The sequence below is a fragment of the Saccharopolyspora sp. NPDC003752 genome (assembly GCF_053605825.1).
Map to the genome: position 1 here is coordinate 1 of NZ_JBSGJZ010000025.1, position 17,065 is coordinate 17,065.

The following is a 17,065-nucleotide window of genomic DNA, read 5'->3' on the forward strand; positions in this document are numbered from 1 at the left end:
TCAAATCATCCCTACCTCTATTGCTCTTTGTGATTTTTGTTCTAGTTTGTGGGGTGGGGGGGGGGGGGGGGGGGCCCCACCCCCCCACCCCCCCCCCCCCCCCCCCACGTCGAGGGTCGATTTCGCGTGTGTTTTCAGGGGGTGGGTGCAACACCAAGCGGACCGCCTCGCGCCGACCGAGCAGCGCACGCCCGGCCTCCGGCAGCCCGATGTCGGCCGCGCGCAACGCCTTCAGCCGGATCGCCACCTCCAGCTGACCCGCCGAGTAGCGCCGGTAGTTCGACCACGCTCGACCGCGGCCGGCTTCAGCAGCCCCTGCTCGTCGTACAGCCGCAACGCCTTCGCGCTCAAGCCGGTCAACTGCGCGAAATCCCCGATACCGAGCATGCGTCCAGTCTGGACCTTGCCCCGGGGACAGAGTCCGACCTCGTCAGTTCGGCCAGGCGAGGGCCTCGTCGGTGCGGCGCCGCGCGCCCCGCGACCGGTCGAAGCCGGGCTTGCCCCACTGGCTCGACCCGGCGAGGAAGATCCGCCGGGTGCACAGCAGATCCCGCAGCGTCACCAGCACGCACATCTCGTAGACGGCGCGTTCGATGCGCCCTTCCTTGTCCACCACGGCGTCCCGCCACTCCTCCGGAACCGTGTCGCCCAGCGGGATGTCGCCGGGTGAGTCGTAGAAGCGGCCGTCGCCCCAGGACGCGGTGTAGTCGCCGACCAGCTCGCCGAGCGCCGCCATGACCGGCCAGCAGCCGACGTCCCGGCAGCGGAACTCCAGGCCCGCCAGCACCAGCCGGAGAACCTGTTGGTAGTGCGCGGAATACGCGCCCCGCAACACCGTGCGCTTGCGCCGGCCGCGCACGGCGTCGCGGGCCTCGCTGTCGCGCGTCAGCTGTCTGAGCATCTTCTCGCTGGCGATCGGGTACAGAACCGTTCGCACGGGTTCGTCGGGACGATCCAGGGCGGCCTGGGCGATCTCGACCAGGAGCAGCTCCCGCGCCTGCGTCTGCGACATGGCTTCGGCGGCGACGTCGAGCCGCTGCTCCACCCGCTCCCGGAGTTGTTGCAGCAGGCCGACCAGCACCCGCCCGAGCAGATCGGTGATCTCATTGCGGCGCACCGAACACAGCGCACCCAGCAACGTCACCCGCACCGCTCGCGGCTGCGACCGCAGCTCGTCGTGGTGCGCGCGGGCCGCCCGCACGCACCACGCCTCCACCAGTTCCGCCGGGACGTCGTCGAAGAGCTCGGCCGGAAGCCGGAGCGCCTGCACCACGGCCTGCTTGTCGACCTCCTTCAGGAGCGCGCCCAGCCAGACCTGGCCCGCGGTGTTCTCCTCCAGGTCGACCAGCAGCTCGGACGGCAACCCCAGCGCCTGCAACGACATCAGGCTGTCGATCTCCTGCAGGAGTTCCCGCAGGTCGATCCGGCCCACCTCGGACCGCAGCTCGGCCAGCGACCACTCGGGACACTCCGGGGGATCCGCCAGCAGCACCTCCAGCTGGTCCGCCGAGTCGCCCATCCGGACCGCGACGCGGTGGCAGAGCAGCCTTTCGAAGTCCTGCAGGACCCGGCTCGCCACTTCCCGGGCCTGGTCGGGCCCGGGAGGCTCGACCTCCGTCGCGCGGCAGTGCGCGATCAACGCGGTGGCGAGCTCGTCCCGGCCCCGCCCCGGCCGGACGGTCTCGTCCGTCAGCCACGCCAACCACTGCCACTCGTCGCCCAGGCCCACCGGGCATCTGAGCGCATCCACGATCTGCCCCGTCAGGAGCTCAACTGTGTCCCTCGTGAAACCCGAGGTCGAATGCACTTTCACCCACAACCCCGCCCCATGCCCCCAGCACGGATATTGCCCCTTGCGCGCAAAGGTAGCGCCAGCGCCGACGCCACGATCGAGCGATCTCGACACGCCGGGCGGGCGCGGGGTGGGAAGTGGTGCTACTCGGCCGCGGTCTCGTCGGCGGCTTCGTCGTAGCGGGCGATCTCGATCAGGTTGCCATCCGGGTCGCGCAGGTAGAGCGAGGTGATCGGGCCCTCCGCGCCGATCCGGCTGACCGGGCCCTCCTCGATGCGCACCTCGTTCGCGCGCAGGTGCTCCTGCACCTCGGCGAGCGGGTTGGACGTGACGAAGCACAGGTTGGCCGAGCCGGGCACCGGGTGCGTCGCGGTCGGCTCCACCAGTTCGCTCGCGGCGTGCAGCTTGATCGTCTGCCTGCCGAAGCTCACGGCGCGCCGCTCGCCGGGGAACTCCACCGGCGTCATGCCGAGGATCTGCTCGTAGAACTCCACTGCCCGATCGACATCGGCGACGGTGAGGACCAGGTGGTCCACTCTGTCGATGCTGATCATGCTCCTCCTCGGGGTTGGCGCGGATGGCCGCGCCCGACCGACGCCCGGTCCGCACGTGTCCGGCAACGCGCGTACGGCAGGCTATCCGCACCGATTCGTCGGGGGGTCGGGCGGGGCCACCGACGGTGACATCCGCCATTCAAAGGGGTTGCGCCGCACCGACTCCGGCGAGTGATCACTTCGTGACAGCGCCGAAACTCGAACTCAACGAGTGACGACCGTCACCCGGGGCATGCCTCAGTGCGCGGCGGCGTCCCAGGAGCGGCCAACGCCGACCGAGACCTCCAGCGGCACGTCCAGCTCGTAGGCCGAGCCCATCTGCTCGCGCACCAGCTTCTCCACCTCGTCCCGCTCGCCGTCGGCGACCTCGATGATCAGTTCGTCGTGCACCTGCAGCAGCATCCGCGACCGCATACCGCTGTCCCGCAACGCGCGGTGCACGCCCAGCATCGCGACCTTGATGATGTCGGCCGCGCTGCCCTGGATCGGCGCGTTGAGCGCCATCCGCTCGGCCATCTCCCGCCGCTGCCGGTTGTCGCTGGTCAGGTCCGGCAGGTAGCGGCGGCGACCCAGGATCGTCGACGTGTAACCGTCCTTGCGCGCCTGGTCGACGACCTCCCGCAGGTAGTCGCGGACCCGGCCGAACCGGGCGAAGTAGGCGTCCATCTGCGCCTTGGCGTCCTCGGCGGAGATCCGCAGCTGCTGCGCCAGCCCGTACGCCGACAGGCCGTAGGCCAGGCCGTAGGACATCGCCTTGACCCGGCGGCGCAGCTCCTGGTCGACCTCGTCGATCGGCACCCCGAACGCCTTGGACGCGACGTAGTTGTGCAGGTCCTCGCCGGTGCGGAACGCCTCGATGAGCCCCTCGTCGCCGGAGAGGTGCGCCATGATGCGCATCTCGATCTGGCTGTAGTCGGCGGTCATCAGCTCCGCGTACCCGCCGCCGACGACGAAGACCTCCCGGATCCGGCGGCCCTCCTCGGTGCGGATCGGGATGTTCTGCAGGTTCGGGTCCGTCGAGGACAGCCGGCCGGTGGCGGCGATGGTCTGGTTCAGCGTCGTGTGGATCCGCCCGTCGTCCGAAATGGACTTCACCAGGCCGTCCACAGTGGTCTTCAACCGGGTGGCGTCGCGGTGCTCCAGCAGGTGCTGCAGGAACGGGTGCTCGGTCTTCTCGTACAGCGACTGCAGCGCCTCGGCGTCGGTGGTGTAGCCGGTCTTGGTGCGCTTGGTCTTCGGCATGTTCAGCTCGTCGAAGAGCACCACCTGCAGCTGCTTCGGCGAGCCGAGGTTGATCTCCTTGCCGATCACGCCATAAGCGTCCTGCGCCGCCTGCTTGACGCGCGCGGCGAAGCGCGCGCCCAGCTCGGCGAGCTGCTCGGCGTCGACCGCGATGCCGGCACCCTCCAGCTCGCTGAGCACCACCAGCAGCGGCAGCTCAAGGTCGGTGAGCAGCGCGCGGCTGTCGATGCGGTCCAGCTCCGCGTCCAGCGCGTCGGCCAGCTCCGCCACCGCGCGCGCCTTCACCAGCTCGGTCGAGGCGGCCTTCTCCTTGGTCTCCGCCTCGTCCTCCAGCAGCGACAACTGCCCGTCGTCGTCGCCCTGCTCCGCGCGCAGCTCGCGCTGCAGGTAGCGGACCACCAGGTCCGGCAGCTCGAAGGACCGCTGCCCGGGCCGCACCAGGTACGCGGCCAGCGCGGTGTCGCTGGTCAGGCCCGCCACCGTCCAGCCGCGGTCGCGGATGGCGTGCAGCGGCCCCTTGACGTCGTGCGCCGCCTTCGTCGTCGCCGGGTCGGCCAGCCAGGCCGCCAGCGCCTGCTCGTCCTCCTGGGTCAGGGCGGCGACGTCGACGAACACGCCCGCGCCGTCGGCGGTGGCCAGCGCGACGCCGGTCAGGTCGCCGTGACCGCGGGCCCACTGGCCGGTGCACGCCAGCCCGACACGGTTGCCGTTGCGGGCGTGCTTGTCCAGCCATCCGGCCAGCTGACCGGGCTGCACGACGCCGCCGGAGATCTCGAAGCCCTCCTCGACCTCGGGCTCGGCGCTGGACAGCGTCGCGAACAGCCGGTCGCGCAGCACCCGGAACTCCAGGTCGTCGAACAGCCGGTGCACCGCGTCGCGGTCCCAGGCCCGCACCGCCAGGTCCGGCGGCGCCAGCTCCAGCTCGACGTCGCGGACCAGTTCGGTCAGCTGCCGGTTGAGCAGCACCGACGACAGGTGCTCGCGCAGCGAGTCGCCGACCTTGCCCTTCACCTCGTCGACCCGGTCCACCAGGTCGGCCAGCGAGCCGAACTGCTGGATCCACTTGGTGACGGTCTTCTCCCCCACGCCCGGGATCTTCGGCAGGTTGTCCGACGGGTCGCCGCGCAGCGCCGCGAAGTCCGGGTACTGCTGCGGCGTCAGGCCGTACTTGTCCTCGACGGCCTGCGGCGTGAAGCGGGTGAGCTCCGAGACGCCCTTCGTCGGGTACAGCACCGTCACGTCGTCGGTGACCAGCTGCAGCGCGTCCCGGTCGCCGGTGCAGATGGCGACCTTGAAGTCCGCCGCGGTGGCCTGGGTGGTCAGCGTCGCGATGACGTCGTCGGCCTCGAAGTTCTCCTTGCTCAGCACCGGGATGTTCAGCGCGCCGAGGACGTCCTGGATCAGGCTGACCTGGCCGCGGAACTCGTCCGGGGTGGCGCTGCGGTTGGCCTTGTACTCGGTGAAGGCCTCGCTGCGGAAGGTCTTGCGGGAGACGTCGAAGGCGACCGCGAGGTGCGTGGGCTGCTCGTCGCGGAGCAGGTTGATCAGCATCGAGGTGAAGCCGTAGACCGCGTTGGTGTGCTGGCCCGTGCCGGTCTGGAAGTTCTCCTTGGGCAGGGCGTAGAAGGCGCGGTAGGCCATCGAGTGGCCGTCGATGAGCAGCAGGCGTCGGTCCTCGGAATGCGTCACGGCGGCGAGTCTAGGCTGAAGCTCCGACAGCTTGTACCGGAGGCGACAGGAGGACCCAGGCGTGGCCGCACTCAACGACGGCAATGCTGTGACCAGCGAGAACGACCGGTTGAACCGGGTGCTGACGGCCGCCGAGGAGCAGCTCACCGCGCTGATGGGCATAGAAATCGTCGAATGGGCCCCCGATCGGGTGGTCGGCACCATGCCGGTCGCCGGCAACCGCCAGCCCTACGGGCTGCTGCACGGCGGCGCGAACGCGGTGCTGGCGGAGACCGTGGGCTCCATCGCCGCCGCGCTGCACGCGGGCGACGACCGGATCGCGGTGGGCCTGGAGCTGACCTGCACGCACCACCGCGCCGTCACCGAGGGCGTGGTCACCGGCATCGCCACGCCGGTGCACCTGGGCCGCGCGACGGCGACCTACGACATCGTGATCACCGACGAGAAGGACCGGCGGACCTGCTCGGCGCGCTTGACCTGCGTCCTGCGCGACCAGCCCCCGGGGCAGTGATCCGCCACCCGCGGAAGCTGTCCAGCAACATCCTCAACGCGGACCCCGGCGGCACCGCCAGCGACGTGGTGATCTCGACGCCCGCCAGCGGACGGATCGCGACGTGCCGGGCCGGCGGCAGATCACCGGCGCGGTAGAACGCGGTCCACGATGCGGTGGGATTCCGGCTGCTGTAGCGAATCAGTCGCGGAGAGGAGCCGGAGTCGGCGCTGGAGGACATCCAGGACCGGTACGACGTGCACTTCACCACCAGCCCGGTGTGGGACGCCGCCGGTCACCGCTGAGCTCCCCGGCGTCGGCCGCCGAACCGCGGCCGGCGCCGGGCCACCGGACTAGGAGAGGTTCTCCAGCACCGCCTGGGCGACGGCCTTCATCGTGGTGCGGCGGTCCATCGCGGTCCGCTGCAGCCAGCGGAACGACTCCGGCTCGGAGAGATTGTGCTTGTTCATCAGCAGACCCTTGGCCCGCTCGATGGTCTTGCGCGCCTCGAGGCGCTCGGTCAGGTCGGCGACCTCGGCCTCCAGCGCCTGCACCTCGGTGAACCGGGACACCGCGAGCTCGATGGCCGGCACCAGGTCGCGCTTGGCGAACGGCTTGACCAGGTAGGCCATCGCGCCCGCGTCCCGCGCCCGCTCGACGAGGTCGCGCTGGCTGAACGCGGTCAGGATCACCACCGGCGCGATCCGCTCGCCGGCGATGTTGGAAGCGGCCTCGATGCCGTCCATCTTCGGCATCTTGACGTCCAGGATCACCAGGTCGGGGCGCAGCTCCTCGGCGAGCCGGACGGCCTCCTGCCCGTCGCCCGCCTCGCCGACGACCTGGTAACCCTCTTCGCGGAGCATCTCCACCAGGTCGAGCCTGATCAACGCCTCGTCCTCGGCCACGAGTACGCGACGTTCGACGGGCTTGGCCTCGCGTGTGTCCTCGGCAGCCGGCGTCGTCACCGGGATCCTCCAAAAATCGGGTCCGCCGATGCGGTCTGCATCGGGAAACCGCAGCTTACCGGCTGTGACTTCACGCCGAGGTAAACACGCGACGTGACCATTGCGACATCGCGACGATCAAGCCCGCGCGACCCGCCGCCGCACGAACAGGACGTAGATCAGCAGGATCGCGGCGAGGCTGATCAAACTCAGCGTGAGCTGCGATCGGACCTCCTCGATGGTGCCCATGGTGACCACCACGGCGACGATCACGACCAGCGTGGCCCAGGTCAAGTAGGGGAAAAGCCACATCTTCAGCTTCAGCCGCTCCGGCGCCTCCCGCTCCAGCCTGCGGCGCATCCGCAGCTGCGAGGCCGCGATCATCCCGTAGATGAACAGCGCGACGGCACCGGCGGAGTTGATGATGAAGTAGAAGATCGTGTCCGGCGAGACGTAACTCGCGGCAACGGCGACGTAACCGACCAGTGTGGACAGCAGGATCGCCTTCCACGGCACGCCGCGGCGGTTGATGTCGCGCACCCAGCTCGGCGCGAAACTCCGCCGCTGCAAGGCGAAAAGCATCCGGGAGGCGGTGTAGAGCCCGGAGTTGAGCACCGAGATCACCGCGGTGAACACGACCACGTTCACCACGACTTCCGCGGCGGGCAACCCGAACCTGGCGAAGGCCGCGGCGTACGGGCTGCTCTCGCTGGGGATCTCCTGCCACGGCGTGATCATGACCAGCAGGGTCACCGAACCGACGTAGAACAGCAGCACCCGCCACACGACCGCCTTGGTGGCCTTGGCGACGGCCTTCTCCGGCTCCTTCGACTCGGCCGAAACGATGGTGACGATCTCGGTGCCGAAGTAGGAGAAGACCACGATGACGACGCCGTGCAGCACGGCGAAACCGCCCTTGGCGACGAACCCGTCCAGCGCGATGTTGCCGACCGAGAACTCCGCGCCCGGCCACAGCCCGAGCACGAAGATCGTCCCGCACACCAGGAAGATCACGATGGTGATGACCTTGATGGAGGCCAACCAGAACTCGGTCTCGCCGAAGGACCGCACCGAGACCAGGTTGGTGGCGGTGAGCAGCAGCATCAGCACCAGCGAGATGACCCACTGCGGCACGACCGGCACCAGCGGGTTCAGCAGTTCGGCGCCGACGACGGCCTCGAAGGCGACCACGCCGACCCAGTAGTACCAGTACAGCCAGCCGATGGTGAACCCCGCCCAGTCGCCCAGCGAGGTCCGCGCGTACTCCATGAACGACCCGAGCGTGGGAGCGGCGGTCGCCATCTCGCCGAGCATCCGCATCACGAGCACGACGATCAGCCCGCCCAGCGCGTAGGACAGCACGGCCGCCGGCCCGACGGTGGAGATCACCGCCCCGCTGCCGATGAACAGGCTGGCGCCGATGATGCCGCCGAGCGCGATCATCTGGAGGTGGCGGTTCTTCAGGCTCCGCCGCAATCCGATGTCGTCGCCACTGCCCGTCGCGGACTCGATCCTGGTTTCATCGACCATCACGGCCCCCCGTGTTCGACCGGCCACCCGGAGTAGAGGCTGTGAACCTAACGCGCGAAGATCACCACCACCAGGGTCCCGAACCAGGACAAACCGCCCGGAGAAGTGGCGCACACCCCTGAATCGAGTGGTTGATCAAGGGTCACGTATGCTGACGACGAAAGCCCCCGTAGCCCAATCGGCAGAGGCAGCGGACTCAAAATCCGTCCAGTGTGCGTTCGAGTCGCACCGGGGGCACTCATCAGTGCAGGTCAGCGCTTTGATCGGGACTTCTTCGAAGATCGTCCCCCCACGTTTCGCCGGGCTAATGACCTGGTGCAACGCCTTCGCGCTGGCTCGGCTGGTCACTCTCCGCCCCATGTACACGTCGAGGGTCATCGACGGCTTGGCGTGCCGGAGGACATCGGCGATCTCGCGGGCGGACAGCCCCGACTCGTCGAGAAGGGTCGCCACGGTCTTGCGGAAGGTACGGAAGGTCACCCACGGGTAGCCCGCTCGCGTGCGGAACGGCCCCCAATGCCGGTTGTAGATATTCGAGGGCTCCCGGATGGTCCCGGTGCTCGACGGGTAGATCAGCCCCTCCGGGTCGAACTTGCCCACGGCTTCAAGCTTCGCCCGGCGTTCGTTGAGCATCTGCACGCCCCAGTCCGGCAGCGCGATCGGCCACAGCGAGTTCGGGGTCTTGCCCTCGTTGACGATCAGCCCCCGGCTGGTGCGGACGGCGTTCCCCGAGACGGCGATCTCCTTGCGCTTGGGATCGAAGTCCGGCCACCGCGCGGCCAGCACCTCGCCCGTCCGCTCCCCCGTCGCCAGGAACTGGCGGACCAGGTCCGGCAGATCTCCGTTGAGCGCGGCCTCGTCGGCATCGAGCTTGCCTAGGAGGTCCAGAACCTCCGCCTTCTTCAACGACCGGTTGCGCTCGATCTGGCGCTGGTTGGCCGGGGTCTTCACGCGCCCGATCTGGCGAGCTGGGTTCGTCGACATGGCCCCGAGCCGGATCGCGTAGGCGCACAAGGCAGACACCACGGTCTTCACAGTGCGCGCGTTCGCGGCGCTGGTCTGCTTGCGCACATCCGTCACGAGTCGATCGAGCTTCCTGGGCGCGGCCTCGACCTCCCGAGCGGTCAACTCTCCGATCGCGGGCATTACCCACTGGGTCAGGCGTTGCTTGTACCTGTCATATGTGGACCACGAGAGATTTCCTTCTGTGGCTTCATTTTCGAGGTACCTGATCCACTCTTCCTCGATCATCCGAATCCGGGTATTCGGCCCGAAGTCGCCGTCTGCTTCGGCTCCGATCCAGTCCCGGAGCGCTTCCAGCAGGCGGCGTTCAGCCTCGCCCTTGGTCGAACCGTAGCGCTCGGGCCAGAAGACCCGCCCGGAGTGATCGCGGTATCGGCACCGAGCCATCCAGTTCGGGCCGTCCTCACGGACCTTGATCTTGCCGTGAGTGCCCGGCGGAAGCGGCTGCCTAGGCAATGTCGGTCCCGTTCCCTCGCTTCTTCCCGCGGGTGGGCGGCTGCTCGCCTGCGGGGGCCTGCCCGCCCATCTCGCGGACGACGGCCTTCAAGAGAGGCGAGTCGGGTCGTGTAAACGGCATCGCCGGGAACGTCGACCTCAACGAGAGTCTTCGGCCGCTGGCCGAGATCACCGGGAACAACGAAGGAGACGACTTGACGCCAGAACAAGACACGATGCTGCGGCAGGTTCTGCACGAACTGCTGGGTCCACGCGGACCGCAGGGCCAAATCCAGGGCTGGGGCACCGAAAACGGGCCGAGGACCGTCGTGGCCATGCTCGTCGACATCGTCAACGCGCTCGATGAGATCCGCGGGGCCCGCGCCGAAGCGGCATCGGCCAACGCCCGCGCAGGCGACCTTCAGGCCAAGGTCGCCGAGATCATCCAGAAGATCGAGGCTGGCCAGCACGCCGACACGGCTGCGATCAAGGCCGCACTGGTGGAGGCGTTGAAGGAAAACCTGGTGCGCGTGGACGTAACCGTGAACGGCCCGCCGGACACCGCAGACACTACTTTGAGGGCCTAGAGCTTGCGACCGTGTTCTCTCTCGATACCGGCGGCGCTGATTGTTAGCCAATCCGGGTCTTCGTCAGATTCCTGCAATTCTAGGTATTCGAGATCCGATAAAAATTCACGCGCGCTGTCGCCGTAGGAAGGTCTAGATAGATAGCAATCGTCAAGCACTAGCATTGAGGTCTCCACGTTGGCGAAACTTGGAAACTCTTGGAACGTGCATTGAATAAAGAAGACTGATTCTTTTAGTTGTGCGAAATCAAAGGCGAGCGCCGCTTCTGCGACTGCCTTCATGAATATCAATCCGGCCCGTTTTGTTGAGCATGCTTCTGCGAATGTGCAATTTCCGCGGAATACAGTGTGATCAAAGGTGGCGGCTCCATTGAAGGTCGCACTTTTAAAGTTGCCATTCTTTATGGATGCATTCTGGAACATAGCAACGGATCCGAATTTGGATCGTTCAAAGGATGTCGAGCCCTCCACGTCGAAACTCGCATCAGAAAAACTTACCCATCTGCGAAAGGAGGTTCCGGTGAAGGCGGCCAGCTTGCCTACGAAGGTCGCCTCAGAAAAATTGGCATGGCGAACCTCGCAACCTGTAAATTCGAAATTCTTGAGGGTTGCTCCTGTGAGGTCAAGGCCAACGTCTCTCCAGAAGTGCGGATCCGTCGACCTTCCCTTTTTGTCCCTTTTGGGGCGAAGGTGGTTCGTGAGTATTCGCTGCGCTGTATGGCGAACCTGTTCTTCTTGTCGGCGGTCGTCTGTAGTCTCCTGATTGCGGTCGACTTGAGTTAGCGGTCGAGCCCATAAGGGTTCTCGCCGTTGACGCATGCTACCGGCGATTATGTGCGCCCTTCGGGGCAAACGTTCCGGTGGCGGAGTGAACGGCATCCGAAGATAAGCGCAAATGATGTCGACGATGGTCTGCCTATGACTTGGGTGATCTTGAGCAAGGCGTTCGAGACTGTGTAGGCCGGCGAGGCGGACCGCGGCATTCTCGTGGCCGAGTTGGTCAGCGGCTTTGGTTTGCAGTTCGGTAATGCGGCGTTCGGTGCCGTCGAGTTCGGCGAAGCGTTGGCGGCGGGCGGCGAGGAGTAGCGCGGCGGCTCCGCCGGTGCCAACGACGACGGTACTGGCGATGCGGATGGATTCGAGCCGTGTGCTGCCTTGAGGGTCGTTGCCGAAGAAATAGAGCATTCCCCAGACCGAACCGATCGCAATGACGACGAGAGTAATACCCCAACCCCAAATGGTCACCTCGGAGAGTACGCGATGGTTCGGCGCGCCACTTCGATTCCTTCGCCACATGATCGACAGTTTGCCAGCGCGCAAGGTGGGCTGGTGCCTGAACGTGCGACTTGGTAAGGAACTGTGAGGAGAACCCCGCATGCTCAGCTTAAATCTGGCGCGGTCGCTCGCCGAGCGCGCCCTGAACGCCGCCCTCGTGGTGTTCGTCGGCGCACTCTCCGGCAACGCGTTGAACCTCTTCCACCTCGACTGGCCGCAGGTCGGCTCGGCCGTGCTCGGTGCTGCCGTGCTCGAAGTCGCCCGCGGCCTGCTCGCGGCGACCGGGCTGGTCGGCGACAAGGGGTCGCCTGCGCTACTCAAGGAGTCGCAGCAGAAGTAGACCCGAGCGGCGTGTAAGCGACACCGCCCTCATCCTGGATGAACCGGGGTGGGGGCGGTTTGTTGTTGGGTTCAGTCGCGCCGGGCGCCGTCGGGCCAGATCACGGTGACGTCCACGCCTCGCTTACGTGCTGAGTCGACGACGTCTGCGGTGCCGCCGAAGCCCCGAGCCGGTTGGCCGTCCCACACCGCCAGCACTTGATCCGCCTCGCCGCACGAGGCGAGTGGCGCGGGAGTGGCTGGGAATGACTTCAGCGGCATCTACTCGGCCAAGGCGCTCGACCGGTCATTGTGGGTTCAGCGCGCCTGCACGCTCCTAGTCGCCGCAGGCGCGGCTTATGCCTACTACCGGCATGGCCGGGAGTTCTCACTGCGGTTCGGCGCGGACAGTGCGACTGCCGCAATCTGGGTCGGGCAGGTCAGCGGTTCCCGTCGGTGCGGGGTTTGCCGCGTCGCAGGTTGAGGATTGCGGCGATTGGGATTGCTGCCGCCAACCCGGTGAGCAGGACCGCGGCGAGCGCACCGAGGAGCGCCGGCTCGTCTCCGAAGGCGATACCGGCGGCGGCCAGCGCGGGCCCTGCGTTACGCACTGATGCGACGCCTCCCATAGTGGTGCGGCGCATCACCGGCCCGGTGGCCAGCAGCGTGCCGACGGCGAAGGCAGCGGCGGCGAGGATGAACCCGGCGAGGAGTGTCCGTGAACCGAGCAGCGTGACGACATCGCGCCAGTTGCCCAGCAGCATGCCCGCCAGCACGATCAGGAAAGTCACGTTCGAGACCTTGACGGTGGTGGGGTGCCAGGACCGCGCGACGGGTTCCGCGCATCGACGTAGCAGCAGGCCGATGGCGAACGGAACGAGCTGCAGGATCGCCACGGTCAGCACCAGCGCGCCGACGTCGAGTGATACCCCTGGGCCGACCTTCGCGACGGCGAGGATGCCGTTGGCGGTCGGGCCGAAGGTCAGACTGCCGACAGAGGCGAGCAGGACCTGCATGGCCGCGCCCGCGACCACGTCCCCGCTCTGCACCATGGCCAGCTTCGCGCCGAACGGCCCGCCGGGTGACGAGGCGACCAGGATCAACGCGATGAACGCCGCGGTGGGCAGGGCGAGCAGCGCACCGATGCCCCAGCCCAGCAGCGGGAGGACCACCAGGTTGCCGAGCAGCGCCAGCAGGAGCAGCGGAAGGTCCGTGAAGATGTCCCGCAGCGCCGAGATAGTGGTCCCCAGGCCGGCGGCGAACATCGTGGCAGCTATGAAGATCACCGTGATGGCGTTGAACAGCAGATGCAAGGTGTCCATGGGGCATTCCGCCTCCGGTGGTGCCCATGCCGAAGCGCGTCGCGGGGCTCAGTCCTGGAGATCGCCCAGCCAGCGCAAGGCACTCAGTCCAGGAAGGAAGCAGTACTCGCCCCCTCGTGTGACCACGAACCGCGGCAGACGCCGGCGCATGGGCCGACGGGGGATGATGAAATCGGGGTGGCCCTCGTGGGCTCCGGCTATCGGGTCCTTGGTGTGGCCTGAGCCGAAGAAAATACCGTCGTTCAACCACTCGGACTGGACGAACTCGAACTGCCGTCCGAGGCGGGCGCCGATGAAGGAGAACATGAGTCCACGCTCCACACCGTCGTCCTCCATCACGCTGTCGGCGAGCGGTGGACCGTAGACGGCGCCGCGCCTGATCATGCGGTGCAGTCGCACTTCCCCTGCCACCGCCGCGTCGCGGGGATTGGCGCGGCGGATGTGGCAGCCTCCCGGGGTGGTGAACCCCGCCGGGTCGTCGCGCGCGTAGAGGAAGGTGTTGCGGCGATGCGGGTCTGCGCCGAGGGCTGGGTCATCATGCTGCGGGCTGAGCGCCAGCGGCGCGCCGCTGCGCCAGCGCCCCATGATCTTGGCTGCCAGCAGTTCCTCGTCCTCGCGGCTGGTGGAGTTGTCCTTGAGGTAGCGCCGGAACGCGGCAACCCGTTGGTGGAGTTTGCGGAAGACCGCGTAACTGCCGTTGCGCCCCAACACCTCTGGCCGCGGGGTCTGCACGCCACCTAACTCGTCGGGGTAACCGAGGATGAACTCACCGGCTTTCAGCGGCCTTTCCAGCAGGTTCGACCCGGCGATACCACTGCCCTCGACAGCAGGGTGACTGACGCCGTCCCGGTAGCCGAAATGCTCGGTCTCGGTAGGCAGCGCATAGCAGTCCTGCCTCCAGATCGCGGTGATGCCGGGCAGGCGGTGGTACGCCGTGCGGGCCCGATCGATGGCCGCCTCCAGCTTCTCGGTATCCGGTGCCACAGCCGTGAAAATCACGTGGACGTCGGCTGTTCCCAGGGGCGCCTCCCAGTTCTCGGGCCTGCTCTCTCCCACGTCGCCAAGCGCTTTGGCCCGGGCAGCCATCCCCTGCCGGAACTCCCAGGCGAAGGTACCCAACGATTCGTGCGGTACACCGAGTGCCTTGAGGCCGTGGTAGGTGACCGCGACGCTCACCCAGGTCTCTCCTAGCGGACTGGGCGGGCCCGCGGCAGAGGTGGCCACGGCGCTCGCACGCCGCATCAGCTCCCGCCCGTGCGCCCGGTCATCGATGCGGAAAACGAGGTAGCTAGCCGCGTAAGGAGTTGGCCTGGGGCTGAGAACCCCGCGCTGAATGTCGTCGAGTTCCAGCGCGACCTGCGCGTGCCCGCTCATGGTCCGCTCCCTTGCAACGCTACTTCGAGACGACGTTCTTCCAGAAATTCCGCAGGCTTTCGTCGCCGCCGAACAACGAGCTGAAGATCGTGGAGTCCGCCAGCAGCACATCACCGGCCCGATCATCGGTCGGGGGCATCCACAGGAAACTGTTGAACTCCGTGTTGCCGGCCTCGGTGAACGGGTGCGGCCTGGAAGTGTCGATCGGCTGCCGCGCCAACACATGGATGACATCCGGATCGTCCGTCGTCACAGCGTAGTGCGGCAGGTGCTGGTGGAAGTTGAAGGTGGTCACACCTTCCAGCCACCCCCTGGTGTCCAGATCCCTGGCCGCAGAAAGCGGGGCGATCTTGTTCGGTTCCCGCACTGCAGGACGCAACCCATAGCGATTCTCCACCGGCACGCCCAGCCCTCGCATCAGACCCCGGACGTACCTGGCGAACCGCTGCTGGCGCGGAACCAGAGGATCTCCGTGATGGCGATACTCCATTTCCCGTACGGTCAGGTCATCCGAGGCTCCCACGTCGTGGTGAGGCCCCAGGACCAGGCAGGTTCCCTCCCGCTGGAGAAACTGCCGCAGCGCATCGATCTCTTCTGGCTCGGCATCCTGTCCCGTGATCATGTGGTCCAAGCCGAAGACGAACAAGGTGTCGGTGTCCGCCAGCACCCGATCATCCAGCAAAGTCCGGAAACCAGCCTGATCGATGCGTTGATACACCGGCACAGCATGCCCAGTGATCTCCTCCACGAACGACTGGAATGGCACCCAGGCCCAGAAGAACAACTCCAGAGAACCCGCGATGCCCTGCTGGAACTGCAGCGGGTCGGACCACCTCGGTTCCTCGTAAGCGGGCCAGGCAACCCGCCGGACCTCGGTCATCGTGGAGAACCGGTTGTCCAGCTCAGCCGGGTTCCGGCCGGCCTCGGCCGGATAGCTCCACGCCACGTAGATGCTCACCCGTCGCCGACCCCGGGTGTAGGGGCGGGACACATGGTTCTGGTTGTAAGTGCGGGCCGTGGACTCGCTCATAGCTTCTCCGATCCGCAGCGGGACAGCCAGTCCGAATCCATTTCTCACTGCAACTGATCGAGCATCTCCGACAAAGCGCCCTTGATCCGCAGAGCCTTCTTAATCTCATCAGCCGTGACGTACGGATACTCCCCGTACTCGATGAAACTCGGGCAGTGATGCTCCCGCACGAATCTGACGAACGCCTCCGGATTGGTACGCCAGTCCTCCGGGAATCCCTCGAGGTTCTCAAAAGCCGTGCTCACCCCGGCCTTGCTGAACAGCGCGATGGCATCTTCGGTGTACTTGTCGAAATCGGTGTCGAAGATCCCCTGGTACATGAAACGCGTGTCGTCGTCGAACAGCACCCAGCGCAAGTAGTGCAACTTCAACGGCGCGAGAAGATAAGGATCCCCCTCCAAAGCCTTGGCCAGGGTGTATCCGTACTCGCGGATCGCCTCGGCCCGGCCCGGCTTCACGTTCGCGATGATGGTGAACCCGTAACACGCAGGAGTCCTCGGAAAAACAGGACCGTACTTCCCCTGCTCCAAATGATCGGTCTCCCTGGGGATGACAACCGCCTGAGGCTTGATCTCCATGCCGTCCCTCCGCCACCCAAGAAGAAAGGAACTACGGTCACCATCCTCCCACGCAGTGCCGCTCTCGCCCCGTCAAGCGAGCAGACAAGATTGGATTTGAATTCATCTAGGCTCGTATACGTATTTCACATCCATCTCTCCAGGTCCCGTGAGTCACACGTGTCCCTCGGGTCAGCCCACAAGCCCTGCACCCAGTGCGAGAAAAGCGGCGACATCGGCCCGGATCATTCCCACCTGACCTACGACCAAATCCAGCCCGACGAAATCCCGGCACACCACGGCCACGTCTGGCGTTTCGACTACGCAGAAGCCCTGCACCGCAACGGGTTCTGCGACGGCAGCGCCCCTTCCGCAACTGGCTTACCCGCGCCGACCTGCTCGCCGCTCTCGAACACTTCGGCTGGACAGTCACCAACATCGGCTTCGACACCCCCACGGTCCGGCACTCGCCCTTACCGCCACCCGAACCGGCTGAGCCACAGCGGTTCTGGGGTAGTCGCACCTCGAAACTACTGCTGTTCTTGTGGTTCTGACCTGCCGAGGTAGCAATGACGACGCATCGGCACACCCCGGCCGACGCGAACTGGCTGGCCGAGAACGGCATCCGGCTCCCGACCGCGTCGCGGCGCCCGCCAGTGCGCTCCCGCCTGGACCGGACCGAACACCGACCATCTCGGCCAGAGCGAGCGATGCCACCGGCGGTCGTTCCGGTGGGGTGCTCTTCCCCATTTCCCGGTGATTGCCCCGTCAGGGGGTTGGCGTTGCGGGTTCGCATCCCTAACGTATGAGCAAAACATGAGTCCAGCTCACATTTAAGGAGCTAGATGATCATCGTTCGACCTCCGCGCCACAGACTCAGATCCCTCACGGTGGTGCCACTGCT

General features: G+C 66.7%; 15 protein-coding genes, 1 tRNA gene and 2 pseudogenes. 5 read left to right on the forward strand and 13 right to left on the reverse strand.

Annotation, left to right across the window (positions count from 1 at the left end):
* Nucleotides 1-231: 231 nt before the first annotated feature.
* From ACWEV3_RS27930 to polA, 4 genes are all read right to left on the reverse strand, one after another.
* Nucleotides 232-387, reverse strand: a complete 156-nt coding sequence (locus ACWEV3_RS27930; RefSeq protein ID WP_452616731.1) for a MerR family DNA-binding transcriptional regulator — start codon at nucleotides 385-387, stop codon at nucleotides 232-234.
* Between the two features lie 43 nt (nucleotides 388-430).
* Complete coding sequence (locus ACWEV3_RS27935; RefSeq protein ID WP_452616732.1) at nucleotides 431-1,750, reverse strand: hypothetical protein; 1,320 nt, start codon at nucleotides 1,748-1,750, stop codon at nucleotides 431-433.
* A 185-nt stretch (nucleotides 1,751-1,935) separates the two neighbouring features.
* Nucleotides 1,936-2,346, reverse strand: coding sequence for a VOC family protein (locus tag ACWEV3_RS27940; RefSeq protein WP_452616733.1), 411 nt, complete (start codon nucleotides 2,344-2,346; stop codon nucleotides 1,936-1,938).
* 237 nt (nucleotides 2,347-2,583) lie between these two features.
* Complete coding sequence (gene polA, locus ACWEV3_RS27945; protein WP_452616834.1) at nucleotides 2,584-5,229, reverse strand: DNA polymerase I; 2,646 nt, start codon at nucleotides 5,227-5,229, stop codon at nucleotides 2,584-2,586.
* Between the two features lie 136 nt (nucleotides 5,230-5,365).
* Between polA and ACWEV3_RS27950 the strand changes: the two genes are divergently transcribed.
* Nucleotides 5,366-5,788 (forward strand): PaaI family thioesterase, encoded by a 423-nt coding sequence (locus ACWEV3_RS27950; RefSeq protein WP_452616835.1) that lies wholly within the window; start codon nucleotides 5,366-5,368, stop codon nucleotides 5,786-5,788.
* Nucleotides 5,789-6,120: 332 nt separating this feature from the next.
* On the opposite strand, the gene ACWEV3_RS27955 is transcribed toward ACWEV3_RS27950, so the two are convergent.
* Complete coding sequence (locus ACWEV3_RS27955; protein ID WP_093273187.1) at nucleotides 6,121-6,732, reverse strand: ANTAR domain-containing response regulator; 612 nt, start codon at nucleotides 6,730-6,732, stop codon at nucleotides 6,121-6,123.
* Between the two features lie 117 nt (nucleotides 6,733-6,849).
* Nucleotides 6,850-8,241: an amino acid permease gene (locus tag ACWEV3_RS27960; protein ID WP_452616734.1), complete on the reverse strand. Its 1,392-nt coding sequence runs from the start codon at nucleotides 8,239-8,241 to the stop codon at nucleotides 6,850-6,852.
* Nucleotides 8,242-8,404: 163 nt separating this feature from the next.
* Here ACWEV3_RS27960 and ACWEV3_RS27965 point away from each other — a divergent pair.
* Nucleotides 8,405-8,478 (forward strand) — tRNA-Leu (locus ACWEV3_RS27965).
* A gap of 132 nt (nucleotides 8,479-8,610) precedes the next feature.
* Here ACWEV3_RS27965 and ACWEV3_RS27970 read toward each other — a convergent pair.
* Nucleotides 8,611-9,651 (reverse strand): annotated as a pseudogene (locus ACWEV3_RS27970) (site-specific integrase); the annotation flags it as partial.
* 263 nt (nucleotides 9,652-9,914) lie between these two features.
* On the opposite strand from ACWEV3_RS27970, the gene ACWEV3_RS27975 reads away from it, so the two are divergent.
* A complete protein-coding gene (locus ACWEV3_RS27975) occupies nucleotides 9,915-10,286 on the forward strand; it encodes a hypothetical protein (RefSeq protein ID WP_452616735.1) in 372 nt (123 codons plus the stop codon).
* Here the strand turns inward: ACWEV3_RS27975 and ACWEV3_RS27980 are convergent.
* The gene (locus ACWEV3_RS27980) at nucleotides 10,283-11,530 is read right to left on the reverse strand and encodes a pentapeptide repeat-containing protein (protein ID WP_452616736.1); all 1,248 of its coding nucleotides are present in this window, start codon (nucleotides 11,528-11,530) and stop codon (nucleotides 10,283-10,285) included. The two genes, ACWEV3_RS27975 and ACWEV3_RS27980, sit on opposite strands and share 4 nt — an antisense overlap.
* 130 nt (nucleotides 11,531-11,660) lie before the next feature.
* Here ACWEV3_RS27980 and ACWEV3_RS27985 point away from each other — a divergent pair, with 130 nt between their 5' ends.
* On the forward strand, nucleotides 11,661-11,900 hold the full coding sequence (locus tag ACWEV3_RS27985; RefSeq protein WP_452616737.1) for a holin: 240 nt from the start codon (nucleotides 11,661-11,663) through the stop codon (nucleotides 11,898-11,900).
* A gap of 71 nt (nucleotides 11,901-11,971) precedes the next feature.
* On the opposite strand, the gene ACWEV3_RS27990 is transcribed toward ACWEV3_RS27985, so the two are convergent.
* On the reverse strand, nucleotides 11,972-12,097 hold the full coding sequence (locus ACWEV3_RS27990; protein ID WP_452616841.1) for a hypothetical protein: 126 nt from the start codon (nucleotides 12,095-12,097) through the stop codon (nucleotides 11,972-11,974).
* 61 nt (nucleotides 12,098-12,158) lie between these two features.
* On the opposite strand from ACWEV3_RS27990, the pseudogene ACWEV3_RS27995 reads away from it, so the two are divergent.
* Nucleotides 12,159-12,326: pseudogene (locus tag ACWEV3_RS27995) on the forward strand (DUF2637 domain-containing protein); the annotation flags it as partial.
* Here the strand turns inward: ACWEV3_RS27995 and ACWEV3_RS28000 are convergent.
* From ACWEV3_RS28000 to ACWEV3_RS28015, 4 genes are all read right to left on the reverse strand, one after another.
* Nucleotides 12,319-13,200, reverse strand: a complete 882-nt coding sequence (locus tag ACWEV3_RS28000; protein ID WP_452616738.1) for a bile acid:sodium symporter family protein — start codon at nucleotides 13,198-13,200, stop codon at nucleotides 12,319-12,321. The pseudogene ACWEV3_RS27995 and the gene ACWEV3_RS28000 overlap by 8 nt on opposite strands.
* Before the next feature lie 48 nt (nucleotides 13,201-13,248).
* Complete coding sequence (locus tag ACWEV3_RS28005; RefSeq protein WP_452616739.1) at nucleotides 13,249-14,574, reverse strand: Dyp-type peroxidase; 1,326 nt, start codon at nucleotides 14,572-14,574, stop codon at nucleotides 13,249-13,251.
* 19 nt (nucleotides 14,575-14,593) lie between these two features.
* A complete protein-coding gene (locus ACWEV3_RS28010; RefSeq protein ID WP_452616740.1) occupies nucleotides 14,594-15,532 on the reverse strand; it encodes a hypothetical protein in 939 nt (312 codons plus the stop codon).
* A 116-nt stretch (nucleotides 15,533-15,648) separates the two neighbouring features.
* Nucleotides 15,649-16,182, reverse strand: coding sequence for a hypothetical protein (locus ACWEV3_RS28015; protein ID WP_452616741.1), 534 nt, complete (start codon nucleotides 16,180-16,182; stop codon nucleotides 15,649-15,651).
* Nucleotides 16,183-17,065 lie beyond the last annotated feature (883 nt).

What these genes read in the sequence shown, in the direction of transcription:
- ACWEV3_RS28005 (WP_452616739.1), bottom strand. Translation starts at nt 14,574, where the DNA reads ATGAGCGGGCACGCGCAGGTCGCGCTGGAACTCGACGACATTCAGCGC.
- polA (WP_452616834.1), bottom strand. Translation starts at nt 5,229, where the DNA reads ATGGCCTACCGCGCCTTCTACGCCCTGCCCAAGGAGAACTTCCAGACC.
- ACWEV3_RS28000 (WP_452616738.1), bottom strand. Translation starts at nt 13,200, where the DNA reads ATGGACACCTTGCATCTGCTGTTCAACGCCATCACGGTGATCTTCATA.
- ACWEV3_RS27985 (WP_452616737.1), top strand. Translation starts at nt 11,661, where the DNA reads ATGCTCAGCTTAAATCTGGCGCGGTCGCTCGCCGAGCGCGCCCTGAAC.
- ACWEV3_RS27940 (WP_452616733.1), bottom strand. Translation starts at nt 2,346, where the DNA reads ATGATCAGCATCGACAGAGTGGACCACCTGGTCCTCACCGTCGCCGAT.
- ACWEV3_RS27930 (WP_452616731.1), bottom strand. Translation starts at nt 387, where the DNA reads ATGCTCGGTATCGGGGATTTCGCGCAGTTGACCGGCTTGAGCGCGAAG.
- ACWEV3_RS27960 (WP_452616734.1), bottom strand. Translation starts at nt 8,241, where the DNA reads ATGGTCGATGAAACCAGGATCGAGTCCGCGACGGGCAGTGGCGACGAC.
- ACWEV3_RS28015 (WP_452616741.1), bottom strand. Translation starts at nt 16,182, where the DNA reads ATGGAGATCAAGCCTCAGGCGGTTGTCATCCCCAGGGAGACCGATCAT.